The following is a 25,928-nucleotide window of genomic DNA, read 5'->3' on the forward strand; positions in this document are numbered from 1 at the left end:
CGGCGTCAAGGACGCGCCACACGAGCAACGTGTGCACCCCCCACCGCGTTCCGTCCCGCCCCCGCACACGCCGAAGGCCCCGCACCGCTCCCACGGCACGGGGCCCGTGAAGCACGGCCCGGCGGCTCACATCCCGGCGATCAGCTTCTCCACCCGGTCGTCCACCGAACGGAACGGGTCCTTGCACAGCACGGTCCGCTGTGCCTGGTCGTTCAGCTTCAGGTGCACCCAGTCGACCGTGAAGTCCCGGCGCTGCTCCTGCGCCCTCCGGATGAAGTCGCCGCGCAGCCGCGCCCGAGTCGTCTGCGGCGGCACCGACTTGCCCTCGAAGATCTTCAGGTCGTTGCAGACCCGGGCCGCCTGCCCCTTCTTCTCCAGCAGGTAGTACAGCCCCCGGCGCCGGTGGATGTCGTGGTACGCGAGGTCTATCTGCGCGACCCTCGGGTGCGACATCGTCATGTTGTGCTTGGCCCGGTACCGCTCCAGGAGCTTGTACTTCATCACCCAGTCGATCTCCGTGGCGATCCGGTCCAGCTCCTCCGACTCGATCGCGTCCAGCGTGCGGCCCCACAGCTCCAGGACCCGCTCGACCGTGCCCGTGCGGATACCGCGCCGGTCGACGAAGTCGGCGGCCTTCTCGTAGTACTCGCGCTGCACCTCCAGCGCCGAGGCCTCGCGCCCGTTGGCCAGCCGCACCTTGCGCTGGCCCGTGATGTCGTGGCTGACCTCGCGGATCGCCCGGATCGGGTTCTCCAGCGTGAGATCCCGCATGACGGTGCCCGCCTCGATCATGCGCAGCACCAGGTCCGTCGCACCGACCTTCAGCAGCATCGTCGTCTCGGACATGTTGGAGTCACCGACGATGACATGCAGTCGGCGGTACCGCTCCGCGTCGGCGTGCGGCTCGTCCCGGGTGTTGATGATGGGCCGCGAACGGGTCGTCGCGGAGCTGACGCCCTCCCAGATGTGCTCCGCACGCTGGCTGACGCAGTACACCGCCCCGCGCGGCGTCTGCAGCACCTTGCCGGCACCGCACAGCAGCTGGCGGGTCACGAGAAACGGGATCAGGATGTCCGCCAGCCGCGAGAACTCCCCGTGCCGGGCGACAAGATAGTTCTCGTGGCAACCATAGGAGTTGCCCGCCGAGTCGGTGTTGTTCTTGAAGAGGTAGACGTCGCCCGCGATTCCCTCCTCGTGCAGGCGGCGTTCGGCGTCCACGAGCAGACCTTCCAGAATGCGCTCACCGGCCTTGTCATGTGTGACCAGCTCCACGACGTTGTCGCATTCCGGCGTCGCGTATTCCGGATGCGAGCCCACGTCGAGGTACAGCCGGGCCCCGTTGCGCAGAAACACGTTGCTGCTGCGGCCCCATGACACGACACGGCGGAAGAGGTAGCGCGCCACTTCGTCCGGCGACAGACGGCGCTGTCCCCTGAACGTGCACGTGACGCCGTACTCGTTCTCCAGCCCGAAAATGCGGCGGTCCATGACTGAACATTACGCCTCAGCGCCCCCGCGCAAACCGGGTTGGGCAGGACCGTTTCACTCAGTTTCCGGAACTCGGACGACGGCACCCGGCGCCACCGCCGTCCCCTCGTCCCCTGCGGCCGCGGCCGCGGCGCGGTCCACCAGGCCCTCGCCGCCCGCTGCCACCGCCCCGCCGGGCACGGCCACCGCCAGTGCCCGCCCCGTCAGCAGCAGCACCAGCAGCGCCGCCGCACCACCGGCCACGGCGACCGCGAACCCGGCGGGCACCCCCGACAGCTCGACCGCCGGGCCGGCGGCGGCCGTTCCCACCGCCGCACCCACCCCGAACGTCGTCACCAGCCAGGAGAACGCCTCCGTCACCGTCCCGCGCGGCGCGTGCCGGTCCACGACGATGAACGCGCAGGCGATCGCCGGAGCCAGGAACACTCCGGCCACCCCGGCCAGCACGGCCATCACCACCGGCCCGGCTGTCAGCAGCAGCGGTGCGTAGCCCAGTGCCAGCAGCCCCACCAGCACCCGCAGCCGCGCCTCGGGCGCCCCCGCCCAAGGCCGGGCCCCGTACACCAGCCCGCCCACCAGTGCGCCCAGCCCCAGCGCCGCCATCAGCACCCCGTACACGCCCTCGCCGCCGTGCCCGTCCTCCGCGTACGCCATCGCCGCCACCGTGATGGAACCCAGCGCCAGCCCCACGAAGAAGAACGCACCCAGCAGCGCCAGCAGACCACGCGACCGCAGCGCCCCCAGCCAGTGCGCCTCGCGGGGCTCCGACCGCCACGCCCGCGAGGGCTCGGAGACCACCACCGACAGCGCCCCCAGCAGCCCCACCACGTTGATCACGAGCAGCGCCGCCGCGGGCGACCACAGCCACACCAGCAGCGTCACCAGCAGCGGCCCGACGGTGAACATCACCTCCTGCGCCACCGCGTCCAGCGCGTACGCCCGGTGCACCCGGTCCTCCCGGCCCAGCACACTCGGCCACAGCGCCCGCAGTCCGCCCTCCAGCGGCGGTGTGAACAGCCCGGCCACCACGACGGCCGCGAACGCCGACGGCAGCGTCCCGATCCCGACCGCGGCCAGCGCCGCCATGCCCGCCGCGGACACCACCGCCGCCGGGAGCTGTACCCGGGGCTGGCCGTACAGGTCCACCGCCCGGCCCAGCACCGGCTGTCCCAGCGCCGTCGCCAGCCCGTACACCGCCGCCAGGGCGCCCGCCAGGCTGTAACTGCCGCCCTCCGCCCGGGTGAACAGCACGATCGCCACATGCGCGGTGCCGTTCGGCAGCCGCCCCACCAGGGTGCCCACCAGCAGCCGCACGGCATGTGGAGCCCTGAGGATGTCGGCGTATCCGCCGCCTGCCGCGCCCATGTCCGGAACCCCTGCCCCTCCCCCCTGTGTCCGCTCTTCGGCCGACCGCAGGGGTTTTACGTATAACTTCGTGGTCCGTCATACGTACCATGTCCGCATCCAGAGGTCCACCCAGCCGGCACAGGGAGCCAGATGTGACGTCCCCGGAACCCCACCGCGGGGCCCGCCCCACCAGCCGCGACGTCGCCCGGGCCGCCCAGGTCTCGCAGGCCACCGTCTCGCTCGTGCTCGGCGACAAGTGGCGCGGCCGGGTCTCCGAACGCACGGCCGCACTCGTCCGCCGCACCGCGGACGACCTCGGCTACCGCCCCAATCTGGCCGCCCGCACCCTGCGCCTGGGCCGCACCCGCACCGCCCTGCTGGTCGTGCCCGCTCTCAGCGGCGAGTTCTTCGCCCGCGTCTACACCGGCGCCGCCACCGTCGCCGCCCGGCACGACTTCGGTGTCGTCCTCTACCCGTCACCGGAGGGCACCGGCCCCGCAAAGGACCCCTTCGCCTCCGCGCGCGCCGCCCTGGACGGAGTCATCGCCTCCTCCATGGCCGCCGACGCCCTCACCGCCATCCGTGGCACCGACCTGCCCCTCGTCATGCTGGACAGCGATCCCGCAGACCCCGGCCCCGCCGCCCGCGTCAATCTCGACGTCGCGGACGGCATGCGCCAGATCACCGACCACCTGCTGGACCTCGGCCACCGGCACTTCCTGCACCTGGCCTCGGCCGTGCCGTCCTGGACCTTCCACGTCCGCGCCCGCGCCCTGGCCGACCGGCTGAACGGCCGCCGCGGCATCACGCTCCGCACCGCCACCACGCCCCTGGACGTCCCGGGAGCGCGCGCCGCCGCCGAGCGCGCCCTCACCGCGCCCGGCCCCCGGCCCACCGCACTCATCTGCGACGACGACATCCTGGCGGCGGGCGCCTGCAAGGCGGCGCGGCGCCTGGGGCTGCGGGTCCCGGAGGACGTCTCGGTCACCGGCTTCGACGACCTGGCCCTGGCGACCGCCCTGGAACCCGAGCTGACCACCGTACGGCTCCCCGCCGAACGCATCGGGGAACGCGGCATGCAGGCCCTGCTCGCTGTCCTGGAGGGCCGCACCCCCGAGACCGGCGACCTCCCGGTCACCCTGATGGCCCGCGACTCGACGGCCCCGCCGCCCGAGGCACGGAACGGCCCCTGACGCGCCGGTGCCCCGGTCCGCCGCAGGGCGAGCCGGGGCACAGCGACGCGACCGGGGGTTACGGCTTCGTCAGAGGGGTCTCCCCGGGGCCCTCGCCCTCCCCCTCGTCGGACTCGGCGTCCGTCGGCGTGCTGGCCGGCTCCTCGGCGGCCAGCAGCCGCGCGAGCTGCCGCCCGACGATCCGCTTGAACTTCCGGCTCTGCGGACGCGTACGGTCCAGGACCGCCACCTCCAGCCGCTCGGCGGGAATCTCCCGCTCACCGCCGCTGGTGTCCCGCGACAGCGCCTGCACCGCTAGCTTCAGCGCCTCCGCCAGGGACATCCCGTCGCGGTGCCGCTGGTCCAGGAAGCCGCTGATCTGCTCGGCGTTGCCGCCGACCGCGACCGAACCGTGCTCGTCGACGATCGACCCGTCATGCGGGAGGCGGTAGATCTGGTCGCCCTCGGGCGACTCCCCCACCTCCGCGACGACCAGCTCCACCTCGTACGGCTTCTCACCGGCACTGGAGAAGATCGTGCCCAGCGTCTGCGCGTACACGTTCGCCAGACCGCGCGCGGTGACGTCGTCGCGGTCGTACGTGTAGCCGCGCAGATCGGCGTAACGGACCCCGCCGATCCGCAGGTTCTCGTACTCGTTGTACTTGCCCGCGGCGGCGAAGCCGATCCGGTCGTAGATCTCGCTGAACTTGTGCAGCGCGCGGGACGGGTTCTCGCCGACGAAGACGATGCCGTCGGCATACTGCATCACGACAAGGCTGCGGCCCCGGGCGATGCCCTTCCGGGCGTACTCCGCCCGGTCGGCCATGGCCTGCTGGGGTGAGACATAGAACGGCGTCGACACAGGCTATCCGTCCCTTTCTGTCAGTGGCGGGTTCATCAGAGCAGCTCGGCGCGGGGGCCGTCCGGCTGCTCCAGGCGGCGCTCCAGGACCGACCGGGCGACCTCGGACGACTCCTCCCCGGTGAGCCGCCGGTACCCCTCGTCAGTGATCACCGCGACGATCGGGAAGATCCGCCGGGCCATGTCCGGGCCGCCGGTCGCGGAATCGTCGTCCGCCGCGTCGTACAGCGCCTGCACCACCAGGGTGACCGCCTGCTGCTCGGTCAGGTCCTCGCGGTAGAGCTTCTTCATGGACCCGCGGGCGAAGAGCGAACCGGAGCCGGTGGCCGCGTATCCCGGTTCCTCGGAGCGCCCGCCGGTCACGTCGTACGAGAAGATGCGGCCCTTCTCGCGGTCCAGGTCCCAGCCCGCGAACAGCGGGATCACGGCGAGGCCCTGCATGGCCATGCCCAGGTTGCTGCGGATCATCGTCGACAGCCGGTTCGCCTTGCCCTCCAGCGAGAGCTGCGTCCCCTCGACCTTCTCGAAGTGCTCCAGCTCCAGCTGGAACAGCTTCACCATCTCCACTGCGAGGCCCGCCGTGCCGGCGATGCCGACGGCCGAGTACTCGTCCGCCGGGAACACCTTCTCGATGTCCCGCTGCGCGATCATGTTGCCCATCGTCGCCCGCCGGTCACCGGCCAGCACCACGCCCCCGGGGAACGTGACGGCGACGATCGTGGTCCCGTGCGGCACCTCGATGGCCCCCTGCACCGGCGGCAGCGCCCGCCGCCCCGGCAGCAGCTCGGGCGAGTGCTCGCCCAGGAAGTCCATGAAGGACGAGGACCCGGGCGTCAGGAAGGCAGCCGGCAGACGCCCTGTGCTGGGAGTGTTGGCTTCCACGAGTTCCCCTCCAGATATGCGGCTGCCCGACGGGCGACGTCGGGATCGTCTCGATACTTGCCGATGACCGGCTCGCGGCCGGAGCACGGTACGCCACGGACCCTACCCGTCCTGTGACAATGATCCACATCCTCGGGGGGCCAGGACAAGCGGACCGCGCGTACCCCGCCCCGCGCCTCCGTCACGGCGTTGCACTCCGCCTCCGTGAGACCGTACCCCCGCAGGGGACGGCCTGTGCGGCCCCCGGCCTTCGGGTACTCCCCGCGGGCCGTCGGCAGAGCGCCGGACGCGGTCCGGTTCCGCCCCCGGCTCCCCGGGCGTTCTCGGCAGCAGGACGGCGCGCCGTCCTCCAGCGACCGGTTCGATGCGAACGCTGCGCGCGGTTTGGCCTGACGGCGCCGCGCACAGCGCTTCGCTCCCCCCGTCTTCGTCACTCAGAACCCCACTTGACCTTCGGTCTGGCTACTCTCCGCCCTTCTGAACGAAGCTCTTGACGAACTCCTCGGCGTTGGACTCGAGGACATCGTCGATCTCGTCCAGGACGGAGTCCACGTCGTCGCTCAGTTGCTCCTGGCGCTCCTTGAGGTCCTCCGAAGCCTGCGCCTCGGGCGCCTGCTCCTCGACCTCCTCCGTGGAGCGCGTGGCCTTCTGCTGGCCGCCGCCGGTGTCCTTGGTCGCCATATCCCTCACCCCGCTCGAATCTGCCCGCTTGGTCAGGTGTCTCAAGATCAGACCCTACAAGCCGGGTCCGACATCGGCCCTGTCTTTCTGAACGTCGGGGGGCCACTTCCATGATTCCCTGCGGTGGCCCCGCGGAAGCCTCGATCAGCCTCCGGAAAGGACCCGGACCAGCTCCTCCGCCGTGCGGCAGCGGTCCAGGAGGTCCTTCACATGCGCCTTGGTCCCGCGCAGCGGCTCCAGAGTGGGGACGCGCTGGAGGGAGTCCCGGCCCGGAAGGTCGAAGATCACCGAGTCCCAGGAGGCCGCGGCCACGTCGTCGGCGTACTGCTCCAGGCAGCGGCCCCGGAAGTAGGCCCTGGTGTCCTCCGGAGGGCTCTTCTCGGCCCGTTCGACGTCGGTCTCGTCCAGCAGGCGCTTCATCCTCCCCCGGGCCACCAGACGGTTGTACAGGCCTTTCTCGGGGCGTACGTCCGCGTACTGGAGGTCCACGAGGTGGAGGCGGGCCGCGTCCCAGTCGAGGCCGTCGCGGCGCCGGTAGCCCTCCATCAGCTCCCGCTTGGCGATCCAGTCGAGTTCGCCGGACAGGCTCATGGGGTCGTTCTCGAGCCGGTTGAGGGTGTCCTCCCAGCGGGTGAGGACGTCCAAGGTCTGCTCGTCGGCGTCGGCGCCGAACCGGTCCTCGACGTACTTGCGGGCGAGTTCGAAGTACTCCATCTGCAACTGGACCCCGGTGAGTGTCCGGCCGCTGCGGAGCGTGATCAGCCGCTGGAGGGTCGGGTCGTGGGAGACCTGATGGAGGGTGCGTACGGGCTGGTCGACGGCCAGGTCGACGGTGATGAAGCCGTCCTCGATCATGGACAGGACCAGGGAGGTCGTCCCCAGCTTCAGATACGTCGAGATCTCGGAGAGGTTGGCGTCCCCGATGATCACGTGCAGGCGGCGGTACCTCTCCGCGTCCGCGTGGGGCTCGTCCCGGGTGTTGATGATGGGCCGCTTGAGCGTGGTCTCCAGGCCGACCTCGACCTCGAAGTAGTCGGCGCGCTGGCTCAGCTGGAAACCGTGCTCCTGGCCGTCCTGGCCGATACCGACACGGCCCGCGCCGGTGACGACCTGGCGGGAGACGAAGAACGGCGTGAGGTGGCGCACGATGTCCGAGAAGGGGGTCTCCCGCTTCATCAGGTAGTTCTCGTGGGTGCCGTACGAGGCTCCCTTGTTGTCGGTGTTGTTCTTGTAGAGGTGGATGGGCTGGGCGCCCGGGAGCTGCGCGGCTCGCTGGGCCGCCTCGGCCATGATCCGCTCGCCGGCCTTGTCCCAGAGGACGGCGTCGCGGGGGTTGGTGACCTCGGGTGCGCTGTACTCGGGGTGGGCGTGGTCCACGTAGAGGCGGGCGCCGTTGGTCAGGATGACGTTGGCGAGGCCGATGTCCTCGTCGGTGAGCTGGCTGGCGTCGGCGGCCTCGCGGGCGAGATCGAAGCCGCGGGCGTCACGCAGCGGGTTCTCCTCCTCGAAGTCCCAGCGGGCCCGGCGTGCCCGGTGCATCGCCGCCGCGTAGGCGTTGACGATCTGGGACGAGGTGAGCATGGCATTGGCGTTGGGATGCCCTGGGACGGAGATTCCGTACTCCGTCTCGATGCCCATTACTCGCCGTACGGTCATGCGGCCCTCCTTGCCCGGCGGCGTTCCCTTGCGGGAGCGGCGCTGAGTACCGATTCCCCGATGTTCCGCTGTGCGGTGCCCGACCCCGCACTGCGCGCATCGGCGGTACGGAAGAGCCTAGAGCGCCTTTGCGCCGAGGGGGAGATCGATTGCGTCATTGGTCGGGTGTGCTGCGTTGTGGGCGAGGCCCCTGGAATGCAGGCGGCTGCGGATACCGTGCCCCGTGGGGCGTCGGGACATCCGCAGCCGTTCTGCGCTTTTCCGTGCGTTTTCCTGTGCTTTTAGAGGTACTGACCGGTGTTGGCCACCGTGTCGATGGAGCGGCCTGTGTCCGCGCCTTGCTTTCCGGTGACGAGCGTGCGGATGAAGACGATCCGCTCGCCCTTCTTTCCGGAGATGCGGGCCCAGTCGTCCGGGTTGGTGGTGTTGGGCAGGTCCTCGTTCTCCTTGAACTCGTCCACGCAGGCCTGGAGGAGGTGGGAGACGCGGATGCCCTTCTGGTTCTGGTCGAGGTAGGCCTTGATGGCCATTTTCTTGGCCCGGTCGACGATGTTCTGGATCATCGCGCCGGAGTTGAAGTCCTTGAAGTAGAGGACTTCCTTGTCTCCGTTGGCGTACGTGACCTCGAGGAAGCGGTTCTCCTCGGACTCGGCGTACATCTGCTCGACGACGGACTGGATCATGGCCTGGGCGGCGGCGTCCTTGTTGCCGTGGTGCTCGGCCAGGTCGTCGGCGTGCAGGGGGAGGGACGAGGTGAGGTACTTGCCGAAGATGTCCTTGGCGGCCTCGGCGTCCGGGCGCTCGATCTTGATCTTGACGTCGAGCCGTCCGGGCCGCAGGATCGCCGGGTCGATCATGTCCTCGCGGTTGGAGGCGCCGATCACGATGACGTTCTCCAGGCCTTCGACGCCGTCGATCTCGGCGAGGAGCTGGGGGACGATCGTGTTCTCCACGTCGGAGCTGACACCGGAGCCACGGGTGCGGAAGAGGGACTCCATCTCGTCGAAGAAGACGATGACGGGGGTGCCCTCGCCGGCCTTCTCGCGGGCCCGCTGGAAGACCAGGCGGATGTGCCGCTCGGTCTCACCGACGTACTTGTTCAGCAGCTCGGGGCCCTTGATGTTGAGGAAGTAGCTCTTCCCCGCGGGCTGCCCGGTGACCTCCGCGACCTTCTTGGCGAGCGAGTTGGCCACGGCCTTCGCGATGAGGGTCTTGCCGCAGCCGGGCGGACCGTAGAGCAGGATGCCCTTGGGCGGCCGGAGCTCGTGCTCCTGGAACAGGTCGGGGTAGAGGTACGGGAGCTCGACCGCGTCGCGGATCAGCTCGATCTGGTTGCCCAGGCCACCGATCTTGTCGTAGTCGACGTCGGGGACCTCTTCGAGGACGAGTTCTTCGACCTCGCTCTTGGGGATGACCTCGTAGACGTATCCGGAGCGGGGTTCGAGCAGCAGGGCGTCGCCGGGCCGGACGGTGACGTCCAGCAGGGGCTCGGCGAGCCTCACGACCCTCTCCTCGTCGGTGTGCCCGATGACCAGGGCACGCTCGCCGTCCTCGAGGATCTCCTTGAGGGTGACGATGTCCCCGGCGCTCTCGAAGTGCATGGCCTCGACCACGTTGAGCGCTTCGTTGAGCATCAGCTCCTGGCCGCGCTTCAGCTCGTCGAGGTCGATTCCCGGGCTGACGTTCACCCGGAGTTTGCGGCCTCCGGTGAAGATGTCACAGGTGCCGTCCTCGTTGGCCTGGAGGAAGACACCGAAGCCGGCGGGCGGCTGCGCGAGCCGGTCGACCTCTTCCTTGAGGGCCACGATCTGGTCGCGGGCCTCACGGAGCGTGTTGGCGAGTCGCTCGTTCTGTGCGGACACGCCGGCCAGGTTGGTCTGCAGCTCGACGATCCGCTCCTCGAGAATCCTCGTGTGCCGCGGAGAGTCGGCGAGCTTGCGTCGCAGGACGGCGATTTCCTGCTCGAGATAGGCGACCTGGCCGGCTGGGTCTTCAGACCCCCGCCCCGGCCGGATGCCGCGGTTGATGTCGTCGTCGTGGGCTGCCACGGTCCTCACCTCCTCCAAGGGGAGCTGGACGCTTCCAGACCCTACCTGCGCGGGTGGAGATTGAAACCCCTAGATCACAAAGACTGTCGGGGTGTGTCCGATCTTCACCCTTGCGCTCCTCCCCACGTCAAGGGAATACCCACCCATCAACATCGGAAAGCGGCCGGTTGTATCGTCATCATTGGCCAACACCCGTCAGGGAGGGCCCGACTTGCTTGATGACGCTTCACCCGACGCAGGAAACGGCAGGCACATGACCGCGCAGCACGAGGCCCCTTCGACCGGTACCCAGGAGACTCTGGAGGTCTGGATCGACCAGGACCTGTGCACGGGCGACGGGATCTGCGCGCAGTACGCCCCCGAGGTGTTCGAGCTGGACATCGACGGTCTGGCCTATGTGAAGAGCCCGGACGACGAACTGCTCCAGGACGCGGGGGCGACGACTCCGGTTCCGCTGCCGCTGCTCCAGGACGTGGTGGATTCCGCGAAGGAGTGCCCGGGCGACTGCATTCATGTGCGTCGCGTTTCGGACAGGGTCGAGGTGTACGGCCCCGACGCGGAGTGACCGGGTACCGGCACCCTGCTAGCGCGCGGTCCCGTCAGTGCGGAGGAAGGCGCCTCCGGTCCATTGCCACGTGGCCGGTTCCTGCGTGTCGGGGCAGCAGCGGGGGACGTCGGGGGTGGAGTAGCCGAGCAGCGCGGCGGTGACGGCCCGGTCGTGTACGGCCAGCTCCGAGACGTTGAGGCCCTGGCCCGGGTCGACGAGGGTGGCGACGACGCGGGCGGTGGCGCTGTCACGGCTGTGGGTGAGGACGTAGAGGCCGTGGGGCGGTGTGCCGGAGCCGGCCTGGCAGCGGACCGCGGCCACGGTCTCGGGACGCCCGTCGCCGTCGAGGTCTCCGGTGGCGGTCCCGGTGACGGCGGTGGGGGAACCGGCGCAGTCCAGGGGGTAGGCGGCGGTGGCCGCGTCAGGGGCGGGCGCGTCGGGCGCGGGGGCCGCGGTGGTGCGGCTCTCGGGAAGCGAGGCGGTGGCGGGCCGGGGCTGGAGAAGTCCGGCCAGGGCGATGACGCCTGCCATGGCGGTGGCGGTGGTGAGCCAGTGCGCGGGGCGGGCGTGGGTGTGCGCGAGGTCCGGGAGGGCCGAGGGCTGCACGCGGGGCGTCTCCTGTGGGCTGTGCGGTGGGAGGTGGCCAGCATCGTGCCACAGGTCACAGCCGCTGGGAACGGCGGGGGTCGGAGAGGCGGCGGCCGAATGCGGCGGCGCCGCCGCCGAGTTTCCGCGGGGTGCGGAGAACTCGACGGCGGCGCTGTGGTGTTGCTGTCGTGTGGCCGGGTGTCAGCCCTTGTTGGGTCCCTCGTAGTCGTCGCCGTACGCGCCCTTGGCGGGACGGCGGCGGCGCATCGGGGGTTCGACTCCGTCCGCGAGACGGCGGGCGGTGACGAGGAAGCCGGTGTGGCCGATCATGCGGTGGTCGGGTCGCACCGCCAGCCCCTCGACGTGCCAGTTGCGGATCATCGACTCCCAGGGCTGGGGCTCCGCGTAGCAGCTGATCTCGCGGATGGACTCCACGGTGCGGGCCAGCTGGGTCGTGGTGGCGACGTAGCAGCAGAGGATGCCGCCGGGGACCAGCGCCTTGGAGACGGCGTCGAGGCACTCCCAGGGGGCGAGCATGTCGAGGATGACACGGTCGACGTCCGTGTCGCTGAGGCTGTCCTGGAGGTCGCCGACGGTGAGCTGCCACGCAGGGTGCGGGCCGCCGAAGTAGCGCTCGACGTTGCCCTTGGCGATCTCCGCGAAGTCCTCGCGGCGCTCGTAGGAGTGGAGCATGCCGCTGTCGCCGATGGCGCGCAGCAGGAAGCTGCTGAGCGATCCCGACCCCACCCCGGCCTCGACGACGCGGGCGCCGGGGAAGATGTCGGCGAAGGCGAGGATCTGTCCCGCGTCCTTCGGGTAGACGACTGCGGCCCCGCGGGGCATGGACAGGACGTAGTCGGGGAGCAGGGGGCGCAGCGCGAGGTAGGCGACGTTTCCCGTGGTACGGACGACACTGCCCTCGGGGGCGCCGATCAGCTCGTCGTGGGGGAAGGAACCCTTGTGGGTGTGGAAGTTCTTCCCGGCTTCGAGCGTGAACGTGTAGTGGCGTCCCTTGGGGTCGGTGAGCTGGACCTGGTCCCCGACCTTGAAGGGCCCGCGACGGCGGGCGGCACCGGTCGGTTCGGACATGTGACCAGGGTACCGGGCGGTCGGCGGTGCCCTGTCCACGGGCCGGTCGGCGGGGTCAGCTGGGGCGGGCCATGGCCCGGACGAAGGCGCGTTCCACGTCTGCGGTGGAGAGGACGCCGTAGATCTCGCCGGTGTCCTCGACGACGAGGTATTCGGTGGCGGGGGTCTCGCGGAGCCGGTCGAGGAGGGCTTCGCCGGCGAGCTCGGCGGGGACCTTCATGCCGTCGGTGAGGTCCTGGGCGAGGCTGCTGACGGCGACCCACGGGCGGCGGTGCTGGGGGATGCCGACGATGGCGGTCTCACGGACGAGGGCGGTGGGTTCGCCCTGTCCGTCGACCACGACGAGGGCGCGGGCGCCTGCCTCGTTGGCGCGGCGGAGGGCTTCGGAGAGGGGGGTGTCGGACTGGACGGGGACGGCGCGGCGGGTGAGGGCGCGGGCGCGCAGGTCCGGGAGGTGTTCGCGCAGCCGGGCCATGCGGAGGCTGTTGCCGGCGCCGGTCCAGATGATGGCGGCCAGGATGGCCGCGAGGAGGGCGTCCATCAGCGTGTCCATGCCGCTGATCTCGTCGGTACGGGTGCCGAGGGCCCCGGTGTGGGTGAGCAGCGGGAGGCCGATGAGGACGGCGACGGCGAGGGCGCGGCCGACCCAGGCGGCGGCGACGGTGCCGGCCATGGGCTTGCCGGTGATCTTCCACACGACGGCGCGGAGCATACGGCCGCCGTCGAGGGGGAGACCGGGGAGCAGGTTGAACGCGGCGACGATCAGGTTGGAGATCATCAGGCCGGCGAGGATGACGCCCGGGACGGTGCCGGGTTCGACGGCCTTCATCCCGCCGTAGAAGACGCCCGCGAGGACGAGGGAGAGCAGCGGGCCGACGAAGGCGAGGACGAACTCGCGGCCGGGGCTCTCGGTCTCCTTCTCGATCTCGGAGACGCCGCCGAAGAACTGCAGCTGGATACGGCGGACGGGCAGCCTGAAGCGGAGGGCGGCGACCGTGTGGGCGAGTTCGTGGACGAGGACGGAGGCGTAGAAGGCGACGGCGAAGAACAGGGAGACGAGGTAGCGCAGGGCCCCGAGTTCGGGCAGGACGCGGTCGAGCTGGCCGCCGAAGACCCAGGTGATGAGGGCGGCGACGAGGAACCAGCTGGGCGCCACGTACACGGGTACACCGAAGGCGCGGCCCATGAGAATGCCGCCGCCGGGCTCCTCGGCGCGGCGGGGCTTCGCGGCGTCGCGGGTGGTACGGGCCGTGTCGGACCGCGGGGGCGTTCCGCCGCCGCTCTCGTCGTCCTGGTTCACGGGTTCCCTTCGATGTGGAGGGTGTGGGTGTTTCCTGGTCGATCATGCAGTGTGCGAGGGTCTGTCGTCGATGGTATGCCGCTCGCTGTCGGTGGCGGGTCGTAGGGTCTTGGGTCATGAGCACGAGTCCGCAGCCGTCTTCGACGAGTCCCGAGCCGCCGCTGCCGGAGGCGCCCGCGCCGGTTCCGGAGGTGCAGCCGCCGGTGCCGGGCGGGCGGTCGCCGGCGCCTTCGTCACTGTCGCCGTCGCGGGCGAGTGACTTCATGCGCTGTCCGCTGCTGTACCGGTTCCGGGTGATCGACCGGCTGCCGGAGAAGCCGAGCGAGGCGGCTACGCGGGGCACGCTGGTGCACGCCGTGCTGGAGCGGCTCTTCGACGATCCGGCGGCGGAGCGGACGGCGCCGCGGGCGAAGGCGATGGTTCCCGGGCAGTGGGACCGGCTGCTGGAGTCGCGGCCGGAGCTGGGCGAGCTGTTCGGCGACGATCCGGGCGGGGAGCGGCTGGGGCGCTGGCTGGGCGAGGCCGAGGCGCTGGTGGAGCGGTGGTTCACGCTGGAGGATCCGGTGCGGCTGGAGCCCGCGGAGCGTGAGCTGTTCGTGGAGACGGAGCTGGAGTCGGGGCTGCGGCTGCGGGGGGTGATCGACCGGGTGGACGTGGCGCCGACGGGTGAGGTGCGGATCGTCGACTACAAGACGGGCAAGGCGCCGCGCCCGGAGTACGCGGATGAGGCGTGGTTCCAGATGGTGTTCTACGCGCTGGTGGTGCGGCGGCTGAAGGGCGCGGTGCCGCGGCGGCTGCAGCTGGTGTATCTGGGCAGCGGCGATGTGATCACGTACGACCCGGTGGAGGCGGATCTGCGGCGGGTGGAGCGCAAGCTGCTGGCGCTGTGGGAGGCGATCCGCCGGGCGACGGAGACGGGTGACTGGCGGCCCCGGCGGACGAGGCTGTGCGGGTGGTGCGACCACCAGGCGGTCTGTCCCGAGTTCGGCGGGACTCCCCCGGTGTATCCGCTGCTCGTGGAGCCGTAAGGGCGCGCGGGCGGCGAAAGGGAGAACGCCCGGAGGTGCGGAGCACCGGGCACGCCCGGCCGTCGAAGCACGCTTTCAGCGCCCCGGAGGGGGAACGAGCCCGAGACACCGTCGGTGCGCCCCGTGGAGTCGGGGCAGAATGGGGCTGATCCTGTGGTCTGTTAAGGAGTATTCGTGGCTATCCGCGTCCTACTGGTCGATGACCAGCCGCTGCTGCGTACCGGGTTCCGGATGATTCTGGAGGCGGAGCAGGACCTCGCGGTGGTGGGTGAGGCCGGGGACGGCCTTCAGGCACTCGACCAGGTGCGGGCACTGCAGCCGGATGTGGTGCTGATGGACATCCGGATGCCGCGGATGGACGGGGTCGAGGCGACCCGGCAGATCACCGGGCCGGGACGGGACGGTCCGGCGAAGGTGCTGGTGCTGACCACGTTCGACCTGGACGAGTACGTGGTGGAGGCGCTGCGGGCGGGGGCGAGCGGGTTTCTGCTGAAGGACGCTCCGGCACAGGAGCTGGTGCAGGCGATCCGGGTGGTGGCGGCGGGCGAGGCGATGCTGGCGCCGAGCATCACGCGGCGGCTGCTGGACAAGTACGCGGGGCACCTGCCGTCGGGTGAGGAGCCGGTGCCGGACGCGCTCAACACCCTGACGGAGCGTGAGGTGGAGGTGCTCAAGCTCGTGGCCCGCGGGTTGTCGAACGCGGAGATCGCGGCGGATCTGTTCGTGTCGGAGACGACGGTGAAGACCCATGTGGGCCACGTGCTGACGAAGCTCGGCCTGCGGGACCGGGTGCAGGCGGCGGTGTACGCGTACGAGAGCGGGCTGGTGCGGCCCGGGGCGCAGTAGGCCCGTACGCGCCGCACGCCGGACGGGCTGGGAGTTCAGCCCGTCCGGCGTGCGGGGACGAGAAGGGTCCCGGGGGCAGAGCCCCCGGGGAGGACGGCTCAGCCCTTCTTGATCTCCCAGAAGCGGAAGACGGTGGACGCGTCGAGCGTCCATTCGAGGCCGGTCACGGTGTTGTAGGCGACGGCGTACTGCTTGGCCTGCCACAGCGGCAGGATCGGCAGGTCCTCCGCGACGAGGTTCTGGAGCTGCCCGAAGTCGTCCTGGGCGGTGGCCCGGTCCGCGGCGGCCGCGGTGTCCGGGATGATCTTGTTGGTGATCTTCTTGTTCTCGTAGTGGTTCTGGAGGACGTTGTCCTCACCGAAGAACGGCTGGGTGAAGTTGTCGGGGTCCGGGTAGTCGGGGACCCAGCCCTTCACGTAGACGCCGTACTTGCCCGCCGCGACGTCCTGCTCGTACTGCCCGTACTCGACGGACTTGGCCTCGGCCTCGAACAGGCCGCTGGCGTTGAGCTGCTTGGCGATGGCCTCGATCTGCTCGTCCGTGCCGGGGCCGAAGCGGCTGGGCGTGGAGTAGAGGGTGACCTTGACCTTGCCGGTGATGCCGGCGTCCTGGAGGGCCTCCTTGGCCTTCTCGGGCTGCGGCTGGTCGCCGTAGCGGTCGAAGAAGGCGGTGTTGTGGCCGAGGATGCCGGCGGGGACGATCGAGTACAGCGGCGTCGCCGTGGACTGGTAGACGTCCTGGACGAGGGCGTTGCGGTCGACGAGGTAGGCGATGGCCTGGCGGACGCCGAGCTTGCCGATGACCGGGTCCTTCATGTTGAAGACCAGGTGCTGGACCTCGGCGCTGGAGCCCTCGCGGACCTCGATGCCCTTCTTTCCCGCGGTCGGGGAGCCGTTCAGCTCCTTGATGTCGGCGGCGGCGAGACCTCGGTAGGCGACGTCGACGTCGCCGTTGAGGAGGGCGTCCGCGAGGGCCTTGCGGTCGTCCTGGTACAGCTTCAGGGTGACACCGCCGTTGTTGACCTTGGCGGTGCCCTGGTAATCGGGGTTGACGTCGAAGACGGCCTTGTCGGGGCTGAAGGATTCCAGCTTGTACGGGCCGGAGCCGACGGCCTTGCCGTCGGTGCGCAGCGCGTCGCCCTCGTACTCGCGGTGGTCGACGATCGAGCCGGCACCGGAGGCGATCTTGCTGGGGAAGGTGGCGTCGGGCACCTTCAGGGTGAAGACGACGGTCTTCTCGTCGGGGGTGTCGATGCTGTCGATGGTGGACAGCAGCGGGGCGGGCCCGTTCTCGTCGTCGATCTTCAGGGCGCGCTCGAAGGAGAACTTGACGTCCTCGGAGGTGAGCGGGTTGCCGTTGCTGAACTTCAGGCCGTCACGCAGGGTGCAGCTGTAGACGGTGCTCTTGCCCTTGTCGAAGTCGCAGGCCTCGGCGGCTTCGGGCTGGGGCTCGGTGCCGCCCTTGGGGAAGCTCAGCAGGGACTGGAAGACGTTGTTGAACAGCAGCCAGGAGCCGGGGTCGTAGCCGGACGCCGGGTCGGTGGTCGCCACCATCTCGGACATGCCGACGACGACCCTGGCGGCGCCGTTGGCCGCCGCGTCCTCGTCGGTGCCGCAGCCGCTGAGGGTGGCGGCGGCCAGGCCCGCGGCGAGCGGGGCCGTCAGCCACTTGTTGTGTGCCTTCACTGGAACCTTGCCTCTGGATCTCTCGAACGACCGGGCTGGGGGTACGGCCCGGGTACAGCAGGGGTCAGGTGGTGCCTCGGCCCAGCTCCCAGAGCTGGAGGTCCGAGGAGGTGCCCAGCGCCCATTCGACGCCGGTGACGGTGTCGCGCGAGGCGACGTACTGCTTGCCCTGCCAGAGCGGGAGGACCGGGACGTCGTCGGCGACGATCTCCTGGAGCCGCTGGAAGGTTCCGGCGGCGGCGGTGCGGTCCTCTGCGCGGCGGGACGCGGGGATGAGCCGTTCGCGTGCCTCGGCGTTGACGTAGGGCGTGTTGAGGAAGTTGCCCTTGTCGAGGAACGGCGCGATGTAGTTGTCGGGGTCGGGGAAGTCGGGGAACCAGCCGAGCCCGTAGACGGCGTAGTCGCCGCGCTTCTGGGCGGGGCGGAAGGTGGACCACTCGGCGCCCTCGGCCCTGGCCTCGAACAGGCCGCTGGCGTTGAGCTGATCGCGCAGGGCCGTGAACTCGTCGGCGGTGGCGGTGCCGTAGTGGTCCGTCGTGTAGTGCAGGGTCAGCCGGACCGGGGTGGTGACGCCGGCGTCGCGCAGGATCGCGGCGGCGCGGGTCCGGCTGGGCTCGCCGTACTTGTCGAAGAACGAGTTGGTGTGGGTGGCGACCGTCGTCGGGATCAGCGAGTAGAGGGGCTTGGCGGTGGGCCCGTACACCTTCCGGGTGATCGCGCTGCGGTCGACGAGGGCCGCGACGGCCTGGCGGACCGCCTTGTCCTTGACGGACGGGTCCTCGGTGTCGAAGGCGAGGTAGCGGATCTCCAGGCTGGGGACCTCGGTGAGCTTGATGCCCTCGGTGGGCTGCTCGTCGAGCTTCCTGACCTGCTCGGGCTCCATGGTGCGGGTCATCAGGTCGATGGCGCCGGAGTCCAGGGCGCTCGCCATCGCGGCGGCGTCGGGGAAGCTGCGCAGTTCGACCTTGTCGTTGTGGAGTTCGGCGTCGCCCCGGTAGTGCGGGTTCCTGGTGAACACGACGCTGCTGACGGCGCCCTCGTGCACGATCGGTTTCATCGTGTACGGCCCGGAGCCGTCGACCTCGAAGCCTTCACGAAGCCGGTCGTGCGGGTACACGGCGCTGTTGACGATGCCGGCGACGGGCGTGGACAGCTTGTGAGGGAAGGTGGCGTCGGGTGCGCGGAGGTGGAAGACGACCTCGCGGTAGCCCTTGGCCTCGACGGTGTCGAGGGTGGACAGCAGGCCGGCGGCACCGTTGTCGGCGCGGATGGCCAGGGCGCGCTCGATGGAGAACTTGACGTCCTGGGCGGTGACCGGGCGGCCGTCTGAGAAGGTGAGGCCCTCGCGCAGTTCGCAGCGGTAGCTCTGCTGGGCGCGGTCGGTGAACCCGCACCGGGAGGCGGCGTCGGGGACGGGCTTTCCGCCGCCGCGCGGGATGTGCATCAGGGTCTGGACGGTCTGCCGCAGCACGTTCCAGACGCCGGTGTCGTAGGCGTAGGCCGGGTCGAAGGGGGCGGGAGCGTCCTCGGTGGCGGTGAACCGGTCGGTGGTGCCGACGACGATGGCGCCCGTTCTGTCGGCGCTGCCCGTGCCGCTGCCACAGGCGGCGAGAAGGGGAACGAGCAGGCCGACCACGGCGGGAAACGCCAAGGTCTTGCGATTCATGGGGGACGTACTCCTGAGTCCGGCACGGGGGGTGAAAAAAGATTAGTGGTGCCGCCACTCATCCTGGACCGAGGTCTAGTTGACTGGTCATCAAAGAGTGATGGACGCGGGGTGCCCGGGCGACTCCGGAGCGGAGGCATGTTTCGTACAGCCCATAATGAATGCGGACACAAGGTCGGGTCCGAAGCGGTGCGAAACGGGCATGCATGCCTTTGCAGGCACCGACATGACGCCACGCTCAGTGACCAAGGTCACGTCTGAGGTCTTTGCTTTCCGTCACCGAAAATGCACGCGTGAACGCCCTGCGTTCGGATATGCGAAGCGCGCAGGAATGATCACGAAATCAGGGTGCCGTGACCAGGGAGCGGAGGAAGTCGAGGTCGACCTCCTCCAGGGAGCCCACGACGACCCGGCCGTCGGCGGGCGCGATCGGCGCCAGGGACGGCACGGCGACGACCCGGCAGCCCGCCGCCTCCGCGGCGGCCACACCCGTCGGAGTGTCCTCGACGACCGCGCAGCGCGCCGGTTCCGCGCCGACGCTGCGGGCGGCCAGCAGGTACGGGTCGGGGTGCGGCTTGGTACGGGGCACCTCGTCGCCCGCGACGGTGACCGCGAAGTGCTCCGGGCCCAGGGAGTGCAGGACGCGGTCGATGATGCGGCGGTGCGAGGCGGACACCAGGGCCATCGGGATCTCGTGCGCGGCGAGCTGGGTGAGGAGGCGTCTGGCGCCGGGCATGAGCGGGACGCCGTGGTCGATGCGCTGCTCGAAACGGTCGTTGAGGAGGGTGGTCAGCTCGGGAAGGGCGATGTCCGCGCCCGTGGCCTCGATGAGGTAGCCCGCGCTGCGGGTCATCGGTCCTCCGACGACGATGTCGCGCCAGGACGCGTCCAGCTCGTGCCCGAGGTCCGCGAAGACCGCGACCTCCACGTCCCACCAGAAGCCCTCGGTGTCGACCAGGGTCCCGTCCATGTCGAGGAACACGGCCTGCAGGGCCGATCTGTCGGCCGTACGGGTCAGGGACGCGGGGATGGTGCTGGTCATCCGGCACACCTCCATGAGGGACGAGAAGGCCGACCACGGCACCCGGGGGGAGCTACGGGAACTCCCGCCGGGGGGAACGCGGCCGGCCTGCACTGGACCGACCAGTGTACGTCGGCGGACGGGAAGACGCGCCACGGCTTGCCGCCGTCCGGCTGCCGCGCCCGGCAGGACCGCGGGTCCGGGAACCCGGGGGTCCGCCCCGAGCCCCCCGTACCGCGGCTTCGCTGCTCGCTCCGAGCCCCGGCGGGGAGGCTCAGCGCGCGTTGAAGTACTTCGCCTCCGGGTGGTGGATGACGATCGCGTCCGTGGACTGCTCGGGGTGCAGCTGGAACTCCTCGGAGAGGTGGACCCCGATGCGCTCCGGCTCCAGCAGCGCCGCGATCTTCGCGCGGTCCTCCAGGTTCGGGCACGCTCCGTAGCCGAGCGAGAACCGGGCGCCACGGTACTTCAGCGAGAACATGTCCTCGATGGCCTCCGGATCCTCCCCCGCGAACCCGAGTTCGGCGCGGACGCGGGCGTGCCAGTACTCCGCGAGGGCCTCTGCCAGCTGGACGGACAGCCCGTGCAGCTCCAGGTAGTCCCGGTACGCGTCCGCCTCGAACAGCTCCGCCGTCGCCTCACCGATCCGGGAGCCGACCGTCACGACCTGGAGGCCCACGACATCCGTCTCGCCCGACTCCTCGGGGCGGAAGAAGTCCGCCAGGCACAGCCGGCGGCCCCGGCGCTGGCGCGGGAAGGTGAACCGGGTGCGCTCGTTGCCCTGCTCGTCCAGGATGATCAGGTCGTCGCCCTTGGACACACAGGGGAAGTAGCCGTAGACGACGGCGGCTTCCAGCAGGTTGTCGGTGTGCAGCCGGTCCAGCCAGCCCCGCAGCCGGGGGCGCCCCTCGCTCTCGACGAGTTCCTCGTACGAGGGCCCCTCACCGGTGCGAGCCTGCTTGAGGCCCCACTGGCCCTTGAACAGCGCGCCCTCGTCGAGCCAGCTCGCGTACTCCTTCAGCTGGATGCCCTTGACGACCCGCGTGCCCCGGAAGGGCGGCTCGGGGACCCGGTTGTCCGTGGCCACGTCCGAGCGCACCGCGCCCTCCTGCGGCCCCGCGGCGCCGCCCGCAGCCGACGCGGCTTCCGCGGCCGCCCCGGCGGTGGCACGTACCCGGCGCTGCCTCAGTTCGGGGAGCGCGGCTCCGGGGACGCCGCGCTTGACGGCGACGAGTGCGTCCATAAGGCGCAGTCCCTCGAACGCGTCGCGGGCGTAGCGGACTTCGCCCTCGTAGACCTCGTGGAGGTCCTGTTCGACGTAGGCGCGGGTGAGGGCGGCGCCGCCGAGGATGACGGGGTACTTGGCAGCCAGGTCGCGCTGGTTGAGCTCCTCCAGGTTCTCCTTCATGATCACCGTGGACTTGACGAGGAGCCCGGACATGCCGATGACATCGGCGCGGTGCTCCTCCGCGGCCTCGACGATCGCGGAGACGGGCTGCTTGATCCCGAGGTTGACGACGTTGTAGCCGTTGTTGGACAGGATGATGTCGACGAGGTTCTTGCCGATGTCGTGGACGTCGCCGCGCACGGTGGCCAGCACGATCGTGCCCTTGCCCTCCGCGTCGGACTTCTCCATGTGCGGTTCGAGGTAGGCGACCGCGGTCTTCATCACCTCGGCGGACTGGAGCACGAACGGCAACTGCATCTGGCCCGAGCCGAACAGCTCCCCGACCACCTTCATCCCGTCCAGCAGCGTCTCGTTGACGATCTCCAGGGCCGGACGGGCCGTCAGCGCCTCGTCCAGATCACCTTCCAGGCCATTGCGTTCGCCGTCGATGATCCGCCGCTTCAGCCGCTCCTCCAACGGCAGCGCGGCCAGCTCCTCGGCCTTGCCCGCCTTCAGTGACTTGGCGGTCGCCCCCTCGAACAGCGCCATCAGCTTCTGCAGCGGGTCGTAGCCCTCGGCACGCCGGTCGTAGATCAGGTCCAGGGCCGTGGTGACCTGCTCCTCGTCGAACCGGGCGATCGGCAGGATCTTCGACGCGTGCACGATCGCCGAATCCAGCCCGGCCTTCACACACTCGTCCAGGAAGACCGAGTTCAGCAGGATCCGCGCGGCCGGGTTGAGGCCGAAGGAGATGTTCGACAGCCCCAGCGTGGTCTGCACCTGCGGGTGACGGCGCTTCAGCTCGCGGATGCCCTCGATCGTGGCGATCCCGTCCTTGCGGGACTCCTCCTGACCCGTGCAGATGGTGAAGGTCAGACAGTCGACGAGGATGTCCTCCTCGCGGATGCCCCAGTTCCCGGTGAGGTCGGTGATCAGACGCTGCGCGATCTCGACCTTCTTCTCCGCCGTGCGGGCCTGGCCCTCCTCGTCGATCGTCAGCGCGATCAGCGCGGCGCCGTGCTCCTGGGCGAGGCGGGTGACCTTCGCGAAACGCGACTCCGGCCCGTCACCGTCCTCGTAGTTCACGGAGTTGATCACCGCACGGCCGCCGAGCTTCTGCAGACCGGCACGGATCACGTCCACCTCGGTGGAGTCCAGCACGATCGGCAGCGTCGAGGCGGTCGCGAAACGCCCCGCCAGCTCCTCCATGTCGGCCACCCCGTCGCGGCCGACGTAGTCCACGCACAGGTCGAGCATGTGCGCGCCCTCACGGATCTGCTCCCGGGCCATCTCCACACAGTCGTCCCAGCGCGCCTCCAGCATGGCGGTCCGGAACTTCTTCGACCCGTTCGCGTTCGTCCGCTCGCCGATGGCCAGGTACGAGGTGTCCTGCCGGAACGGCACGGTCTGGTACAGCGACGCCGCGCCCGGCTCCGGCCGCGCCTCCCGCGACGGCGGGACCACCCCCCGCACCCGCTCGACGACCTGCCGCAGGTGCTCAGGTGTCGTGCCGCAGCAGCCGCCCACCAGCGACAGCCCGTACTCCCGCACGAACGTCTCCTGGGCATCCGCCAGCTCCGGGGCCGTCAGCGGATAGTGGGCGCCGTCCTTGCCCAGGACCGGCAGGCCCGCGTTCGGCATGCACGACAGGGGCACACGGGAGTGGCGGGCCAGATAGCGCAGGTGCTCGCTCATCTCCGCCGGGCCCGTCGCACAGTTCAGCCCGATCATGTCGATGCCCAGCGGCTCCAGCGCGGTCAGCGCCGCACCGATCTCCGAACCCAGCAGCATCGTCCCGGTCGTCTCCACCGTCACCGACACGATCAGCGGCACGCTGTAACCGGCGACCTCCATCGCCCGGCGCGCGGCGATGACGGAGGCCTTGGTCTGCAGCAGGTCCTGGGTGGTCTCCACCAGCAGCGCGTCCGCGCCTCCGGCCAGCAGGCCCTCGGCGTTCTGCTGATAGGCGTCACGGATCGTCGTGTACGTGGTGTGGCCCAGAGTCGGCAGCTTCGTACCCGGGCCCATCGAGCCCAGCACCCACCGCTCCTGCCCCGTCGAGGCGGTGAACTCGTCCGCCACCTCGCGGGCGATCCGCGCGCCCGCCTCCGACAGCTCCACGATCCGCTCGTCCGCGTCGTACTCGCCCAGTGCCGTCAGGTTCGCACCGAACGTGTTGGTCTCCACGCAGTCGACACCGGAGGAGAAGTACGCCTCGTGCACCGACCGCACGATGTCCGGGCGGGTGACGTTCAGGATCTCGTTGCAGCCCTCCAGCTGCTGGAAGTCCTCCAGCGTCGGCTCCTGCGCCTGAAGCATCGTGCCCATCGCCCCGTCCGCGACCACCACACGCGAGGCGAGAGCCTCACGGAAGGCAGCCGCACGGGCGGCGGAGGGTGCGGCGGAAGAGGACGGCGACGAGGCCATGGAGGTGCTCCCTGGAGTGCGACGGCTGTCGGCTTTGCGCCACCGGGCGGGAGGCGCACGTCGTCAGCCTAACCGCCGGGGCCCCGGGGCGGGCATCGCGTCCCACGTGGCGGACGGCATGCTTGGCGGGGCGTCGAAGACCGGCCATGACCATCGAGCACGGCCAACCATGTGGCCGGAGGTCGGTAAAGGCCGATAGTGTTCAGCATTGTCGAACCATGGAGTGAAGGAGCAGGCCGAGGATGGCGAAGAACATCCAGTCGCTTGAGCGGGCGGCGGCGATGCTGCGGCTGCTCGCCGGCGGAGAGCGCCGGCTGGGTCTCTCCGACATCGCCTCTTCGCTGGGCCTGGCCAAGGGCACCGCGCACGGCATCCTGCGGACACTCCAGGCCGAGGGCTTCGTCGAGCAGGACGCCGCGTCCGGCCGCTATCAGCTCGGAGCCGAGCTGCTGCGGCTGGGCAACAGCTACCTGGATGTGCACGAGCTGCGGGCGCGGGCGCTGGTCTGGACGGACGACCTCGCCCGGTCGAGCGGCGAGAGCGTCCATCTGGGAGTGCTGCACCAGCACGGGGTGCTGGTGATCCACCACGTGTTCCGCCCGGACGACAGCCGGCAGGTGCTGGAGGTCGGCGCCATGCAGCCGCTGCACTCGACGGCCCTGGGGAAGGTGCTGTCGGCCTACGACCCGGTGGCCCACAGCGAGGCCGTGGAAGTGGAGCGCAAGGCGTTCACCGCCCGCACGGTCACGGGGCTGGACGACTTCGAGGAGTTGCTGGACCTCACGCGGGCGCGCGGCTGGGCCGCGGACGTGGAGGAGACCTGGGAGGGCGTGGCGTCGGTGGCCGCGCCGATTCACGACCGGCGGCGGATGCCGGTGGGCGCGGTGGCGATCACGGGTGCGGTGGAGCGGGTCTGCGACCGGGGCGAGCTGCGGTCGGAGCTGGTGGCGGCGGTGCGGGAGTGTGCGCGGGCGGTGTCCCGCGATCTGGGTGCGGGACGCTTCTGACCTGCATGTGAGCGGTCTGCCGACCGTGCGGCGCCCGGCCCGGGGAACCCCCTGAGCGCCGGGCGTTCCCACATGTGCGCGGAGGGCGACGGTAACGATCGGGTCTACCGGTCACGAACCCTTGACGGCGAATTAACCCGAGGGCAAAACTGCCGTCCATCGGTCGACAATGTCGAACACCTACCGGGATTACGCGCTAGAGTGTGACAACGCCAGGAGGCCGATAACCGCCCTCACCCTGAGGGAATCGCTCTCATCCCGAGGGCAACGGACCACCGGAGGGACCCGGGGTTCGCCTTTCCTGGACGAAGGACAAAGGAGTCGCGGGTGTCCAGCTCCGACATCTTCATCGGCGAGATCATTGGTACCGCCCTACTCATCCTCCTCGGCGGAGGCGTCGTCGCCGCCGTCGTGCTCAAGCGGTCGAAGGCGCACGGCGCCGGCTGGGTCGCCATCACCTTCGGGTGGGGCTTCGCGGTGATGACCGCTGTCTACACTGCCGGTTCCCTCTCCGGCGCCCATCTGAACCCGGCAGTCACCCTCGGCATCGCCATCAAGGACAACGACTGGGCCAACGTGCCCGTCTACTTCGCGGGCCAGCTGCTCGGCGCGATGATCGGCGCCTTCCTGGTCTGGGTGGCCTACTACGGCCAGTTCCACTCCCACCTGCGGGACCCGGAGATCATCCGCAAGCCCGTCGAAGGCGCGATCGAGGGCCCCGGCCCGGTTCTGGGCATCTTCTCCACCGGCCCCGAGATCCGGAACACCTGGCAGAACCTCGCCACCGAGATCATCGGCACCGTCGTGCTGGTCCTGGCCGTCCTCACCCAGGGCCTCAACGACAGCGGCAAGGGCCTCGGCGTCCTCGGCGGTCTGATCGTCGCGTTCGTGGTCGTCTCCATCGGTCTCTCGCTCGGCGGCCCGACCGGTTACGCCATCAACCCGGCCCGTGACCTCGGCCCGCGCATCGTGCACGCACTGCTCCCCCTGCCCCACAAGGGCGGTTCCGACTGGAGCTACTCCTGGATCCCGGTCGTCGGCCCGCTCGTCGGCGCGGCCATCGGCGCGGGCATCTACAAGCTCGCGTTCGTCTGATCCGATAGCGCAGAACAGCTCGGCCCGCACAAGCTCAGTTCCGTCACAGGAAAAGCTCGCGCCAGGCACCAGCCGTACCGCACCCTCACCGACACCGAGGAGCACAC

21 protein-coding genes are annotated in these 25,928 nt (G+C 70.2%); 6 read left to right on the forward strand and 15 right to left on the reverse strand.

Going from position 1 to position 25,928, the window contains the following annotated elements:
* Positions 1–126 precede the first annotated feature (126 nt).
* Entirely contained in the window at positions 127–1,488 is a 1,362-nt protein-coding gene (gene pafA, locus I3F58_RS07730) for a Pup--protein ligase (protein ID WP_240107508.1), read from the reverse strand.
* 54 nt (positions 1,489–1,542) lie between these two features.
* Positions 1,543–2,853 (reverse strand): MFS transporter, encoded by a 1,311-nt coding sequence (locus tag I3F58_RS07735; RefSeq protein ID WP_240107509.1) that lies wholly within the window; start codon positions 2,851–2,853, stop codon positions 1,543–1,545.
* A gap of 134 nt (positions 2,854–2,987) precedes the next feature.
* Here I3F58_RS07735 and I3F58_RS07740 point away from each other — a divergent pair, with 134 nt between their 5' ends.
* Complete coding sequence (locus I3F58_RS07740; RefSeq protein ID WP_240107510.1) at positions 2,988–4,028, forward strand: LacI family DNA-binding transcriptional regulator; 1,041 nt, start codon at positions 2,988–2,990, stop codon at positions 4,026–4,028.
* A 58-nt stretch (positions 4,029–4,086) separates the two neighbouring features.
* Here I3F58_RS07740 and prcA read toward each other — a convergent pair whose 3' ends face one another.
* The 6 genes from prcA to arc all read right to left on the reverse strand — a co-directional run bounded on the left by prcA (position 4,087) and on the right by arc (position 10,135).
* Positions 4,087–4,869: a proteasome subunit alpha gene (gene prcA, locus I3F58_RS07745; protein WP_240107511.1), complete on the reverse strand. Its 783-nt coding sequence runs from the start codon at positions 4,867–4,869 to the stop codon at positions 4,087–4,089.
* A 35-nt stretch (positions 4,870–4,904) separates the two neighbouring features.
* Positions 4,905–5,750, reverse strand: coding sequence for a proteasome subunit beta (gene prcB, locus I3F58_RS07750; RefSeq protein WP_240107512.1), 846 nt, complete (start codon positions 5,748–5,750; stop codon positions 4,905–4,907).
* On the reverse strand, positions 5,702–6,184 hold the full coding sequence (locus tag I3F58_RS29600) for an endonuclease domain-containing protein (RefSeq protein ID WP_308354965.1): 483 nt from the start codon (positions 6,182–6,184) through the stop codon (positions 5,702–5,704). Before I3F58_RS29600 ends, prcB begins: the two co-directional genes overlap by 49 nt.
* A 28-nt stretch (positions 6,185–6,212) precedes the next feature.
* Positions 6,213–6,431 carry a ubiquitin-like protein Pup gene (locus tag I3F58_RS07760; RefSeq protein WP_240107514.1) on the reverse strand — a complete coding sequence of 73 codons (219 nt, stop codon included), beginning with the start codon at positions 6,429–6,431 and terminating at the stop codon, positions 6,213–6,215.
* 144 nt (positions 6,432–6,575) lie between these two features.
* Positions 6,576–8,087, reverse strand: coding sequence for a depupylase/deamidase Dop (gene dop, locus I3F58_RS07765; RefSeq protein ID WP_240107515.1), 1,512 nt, complete (start codon positions 8,085–8,087; stop codon positions 6,576–6,578).
* 281 nt (positions 8,088–8,368) lie between these two features.
* Positions 8,369–10,135 carry a proteasome ATPase gene (gene arc, locus I3F58_RS07770; RefSeq protein ID WP_240107516.1) on the reverse strand — a complete coding sequence of 589 codons (1,767 nt, stop codon included), beginning with the start codon at positions 10,133–10,135 and terminating at the stop codon, positions 8,369–8,371.
* Positions 10,136–10,388: 253 nt separating this feature from the next.
* Between arc and I3F58_RS07775 the strand changes: the two genes are divergently transcribed.
* The gene (locus I3F58_RS07775) at positions 10,389–10,700 is read left to right on the forward strand and encodes a ferredoxin (RefSeq protein ID WP_240107517.1); all 312 of its coding nucleotides are present in this window, start codon (positions 10,389–10,391) and stop codon (positions 10,698–10,700) included.
* Positions 10,701–10,718: 18 nt separating this feature from the next.
* Here the strand turns inward: I3F58_RS07775 and I3F58_RS07780 are convergent, their stop codons facing one another.
* The 3 genes from I3F58_RS07780 to I3F58_RS07790 all read right to left on the reverse strand — a co-directional run bounded on the left by I3F58_RS07780 (position 10,719) and on the right by I3F58_RS07790 (position 13,659).
* Positions 10,719–11,288 carry a hypothetical protein gene (locus I3F58_RS07780; RefSeq protein WP_240107518.1) on the reverse strand — a complete coding sequence of 190 codons (570 nt, stop codon included), beginning with the start codon at positions 11,286–11,288 and terminating at the stop codon, positions 10,719–10,721.
* Between the two features lie 183 nt (positions 11,289–11,471).
* Complete coding sequence (locus I3F58_RS07785; protein WP_240107519.1) at positions 11,472–12,359, reverse strand: tRNA (adenine-N1)-methyltransferase; 888 nt, start codon at positions 12,357–12,359, stop codon at positions 11,472–11,474.
* Between the two features lie 55 nt (positions 12,360–12,414).
* Positions 12,415–13,659, reverse strand: a complete 1,245-nt coding sequence (locus I3F58_RS07790) for a site-2 protease family protein (RefSeq protein WP_240107520.1) — start codon at positions 13,657–13,659, stop codon at positions 12,415–12,417.
* Between the two features lie 116 nt (positions 13,660–13,775).
* Between I3F58_RS07790 and I3F58_RS07795 the strand changes: the two genes are divergently transcribed.
* Together I3F58_RS07795 and I3F58_RS07800 are read left to right on the forward strand one after the other, a co-directional pair.
* Positions 13,776–14,687, forward strand: a complete 912-nt coding sequence (locus I3F58_RS07795) for a RecB family exonuclease (protein ID WP_374207922.1) — start codon at positions 13,776–13,778, stop codon at positions 14,685–14,687.
* 174 nt (positions 14,688–14,861) lie between these two features.
* Complete coding sequence (locus I3F58_RS07800; RefSeq protein WP_240107521.1) at positions 14,862–15,533, forward strand: response regulator transcription factor; 672 nt, start codon at positions 14,862–14,864, stop codon at positions 15,531–15,533.
* 98 nt (positions 15,534–15,631) lie between these two features.
* Here the strand turns inward: I3F58_RS07800 and I3F58_RS07805 are convergent, their stop codons facing one another.
* The 4 genes from I3F58_RS07805 to metH all read right to left on the reverse strand — a co-directional run bounded on the left by I3F58_RS07805 (position 15,632) and on the right by metH (position 23,719).
* Positions 15,632–17,218 carry an ABC transporter substrate-binding protein gene (locus tag I3F58_RS07805; RefSeq protein WP_240107522.1) on the reverse strand — a complete coding sequence of 529 codons (1,587 nt, stop codon included), beginning with the start codon at positions 17,216–17,218 and terminating at the stop codon, positions 15,632–15,634.
* A 64-nt stretch (positions 17,219–17,282) separates the two neighbouring features.
* Positions 17,283–18,884 carry an ABC transporter substrate-binding protein gene (locus tag I3F58_RS07810; RefSeq protein ID WP_240107523.1) on the reverse strand — a complete coding sequence of 534 codons (1,602 nt, stop codon included), beginning with the start codon at positions 18,882–18,884 and terminating at the stop codon, positions 17,283–17,285.
* Between the two features lie 343 nt (positions 18,885–19,227).
* Complete coding sequence (locus I3F58_RS07815; RefSeq protein WP_240107524.1) at positions 19,228–19,926, reverse strand: HAD family phosphatase; 699 nt, start codon at positions 19,924–19,926, stop codon at positions 19,228–19,230.
* A 253-nt stretch (positions 19,927–20,179) separates the two neighbouring features.
* Complete coding sequence (gene metH, locus I3F58_RS07820) at positions 20,180–23,719, reverse strand: methionine synthase (RefSeq protein ID WP_240107525.1); 3,540 nt, start codon at positions 23,717–23,719, stop codon at positions 20,180–20,182.
* 242 nt (positions 23,720–23,961) lie between these two features.
* Between metH and I3F58_RS07825 the strand changes: the two genes are divergently transcribed.
* Positions 23,962–24,726: an IclR family transcriptional regulator gene (locus I3F58_RS07825; RefSeq protein ID WP_240107526.1), complete on the forward strand. Its 765-nt coding sequence runs from the start codon at positions 23,962–23,964 to the stop codon at positions 24,724–24,726.
* 327 nt (positions 24,727–25,053) lie between these two features.
* The gene (locus I3F58_RS07830; RefSeq protein ID WP_240107527.1) at positions 25,054–25,821 is read left to right on the forward strand and encodes an MIP/aquaporin family protein; all 768 of its coding nucleotides are present in this window, start codon (positions 25,054–25,056) and stop codon (positions 25,819–25,821) included.
* The last annotated feature ends 107 nt before the right edge of the window (positions 25,822–25,928 follow it).

The organism is Streptomyces sp. MUM 203J, assembly GCF_022414595.1.
Taxonomy (GTDB): domain Bacteria; phylum Actinomycetota; class Actinomycetes; order Streptomycetales; family Streptomycetaceae; genus Streptomyces.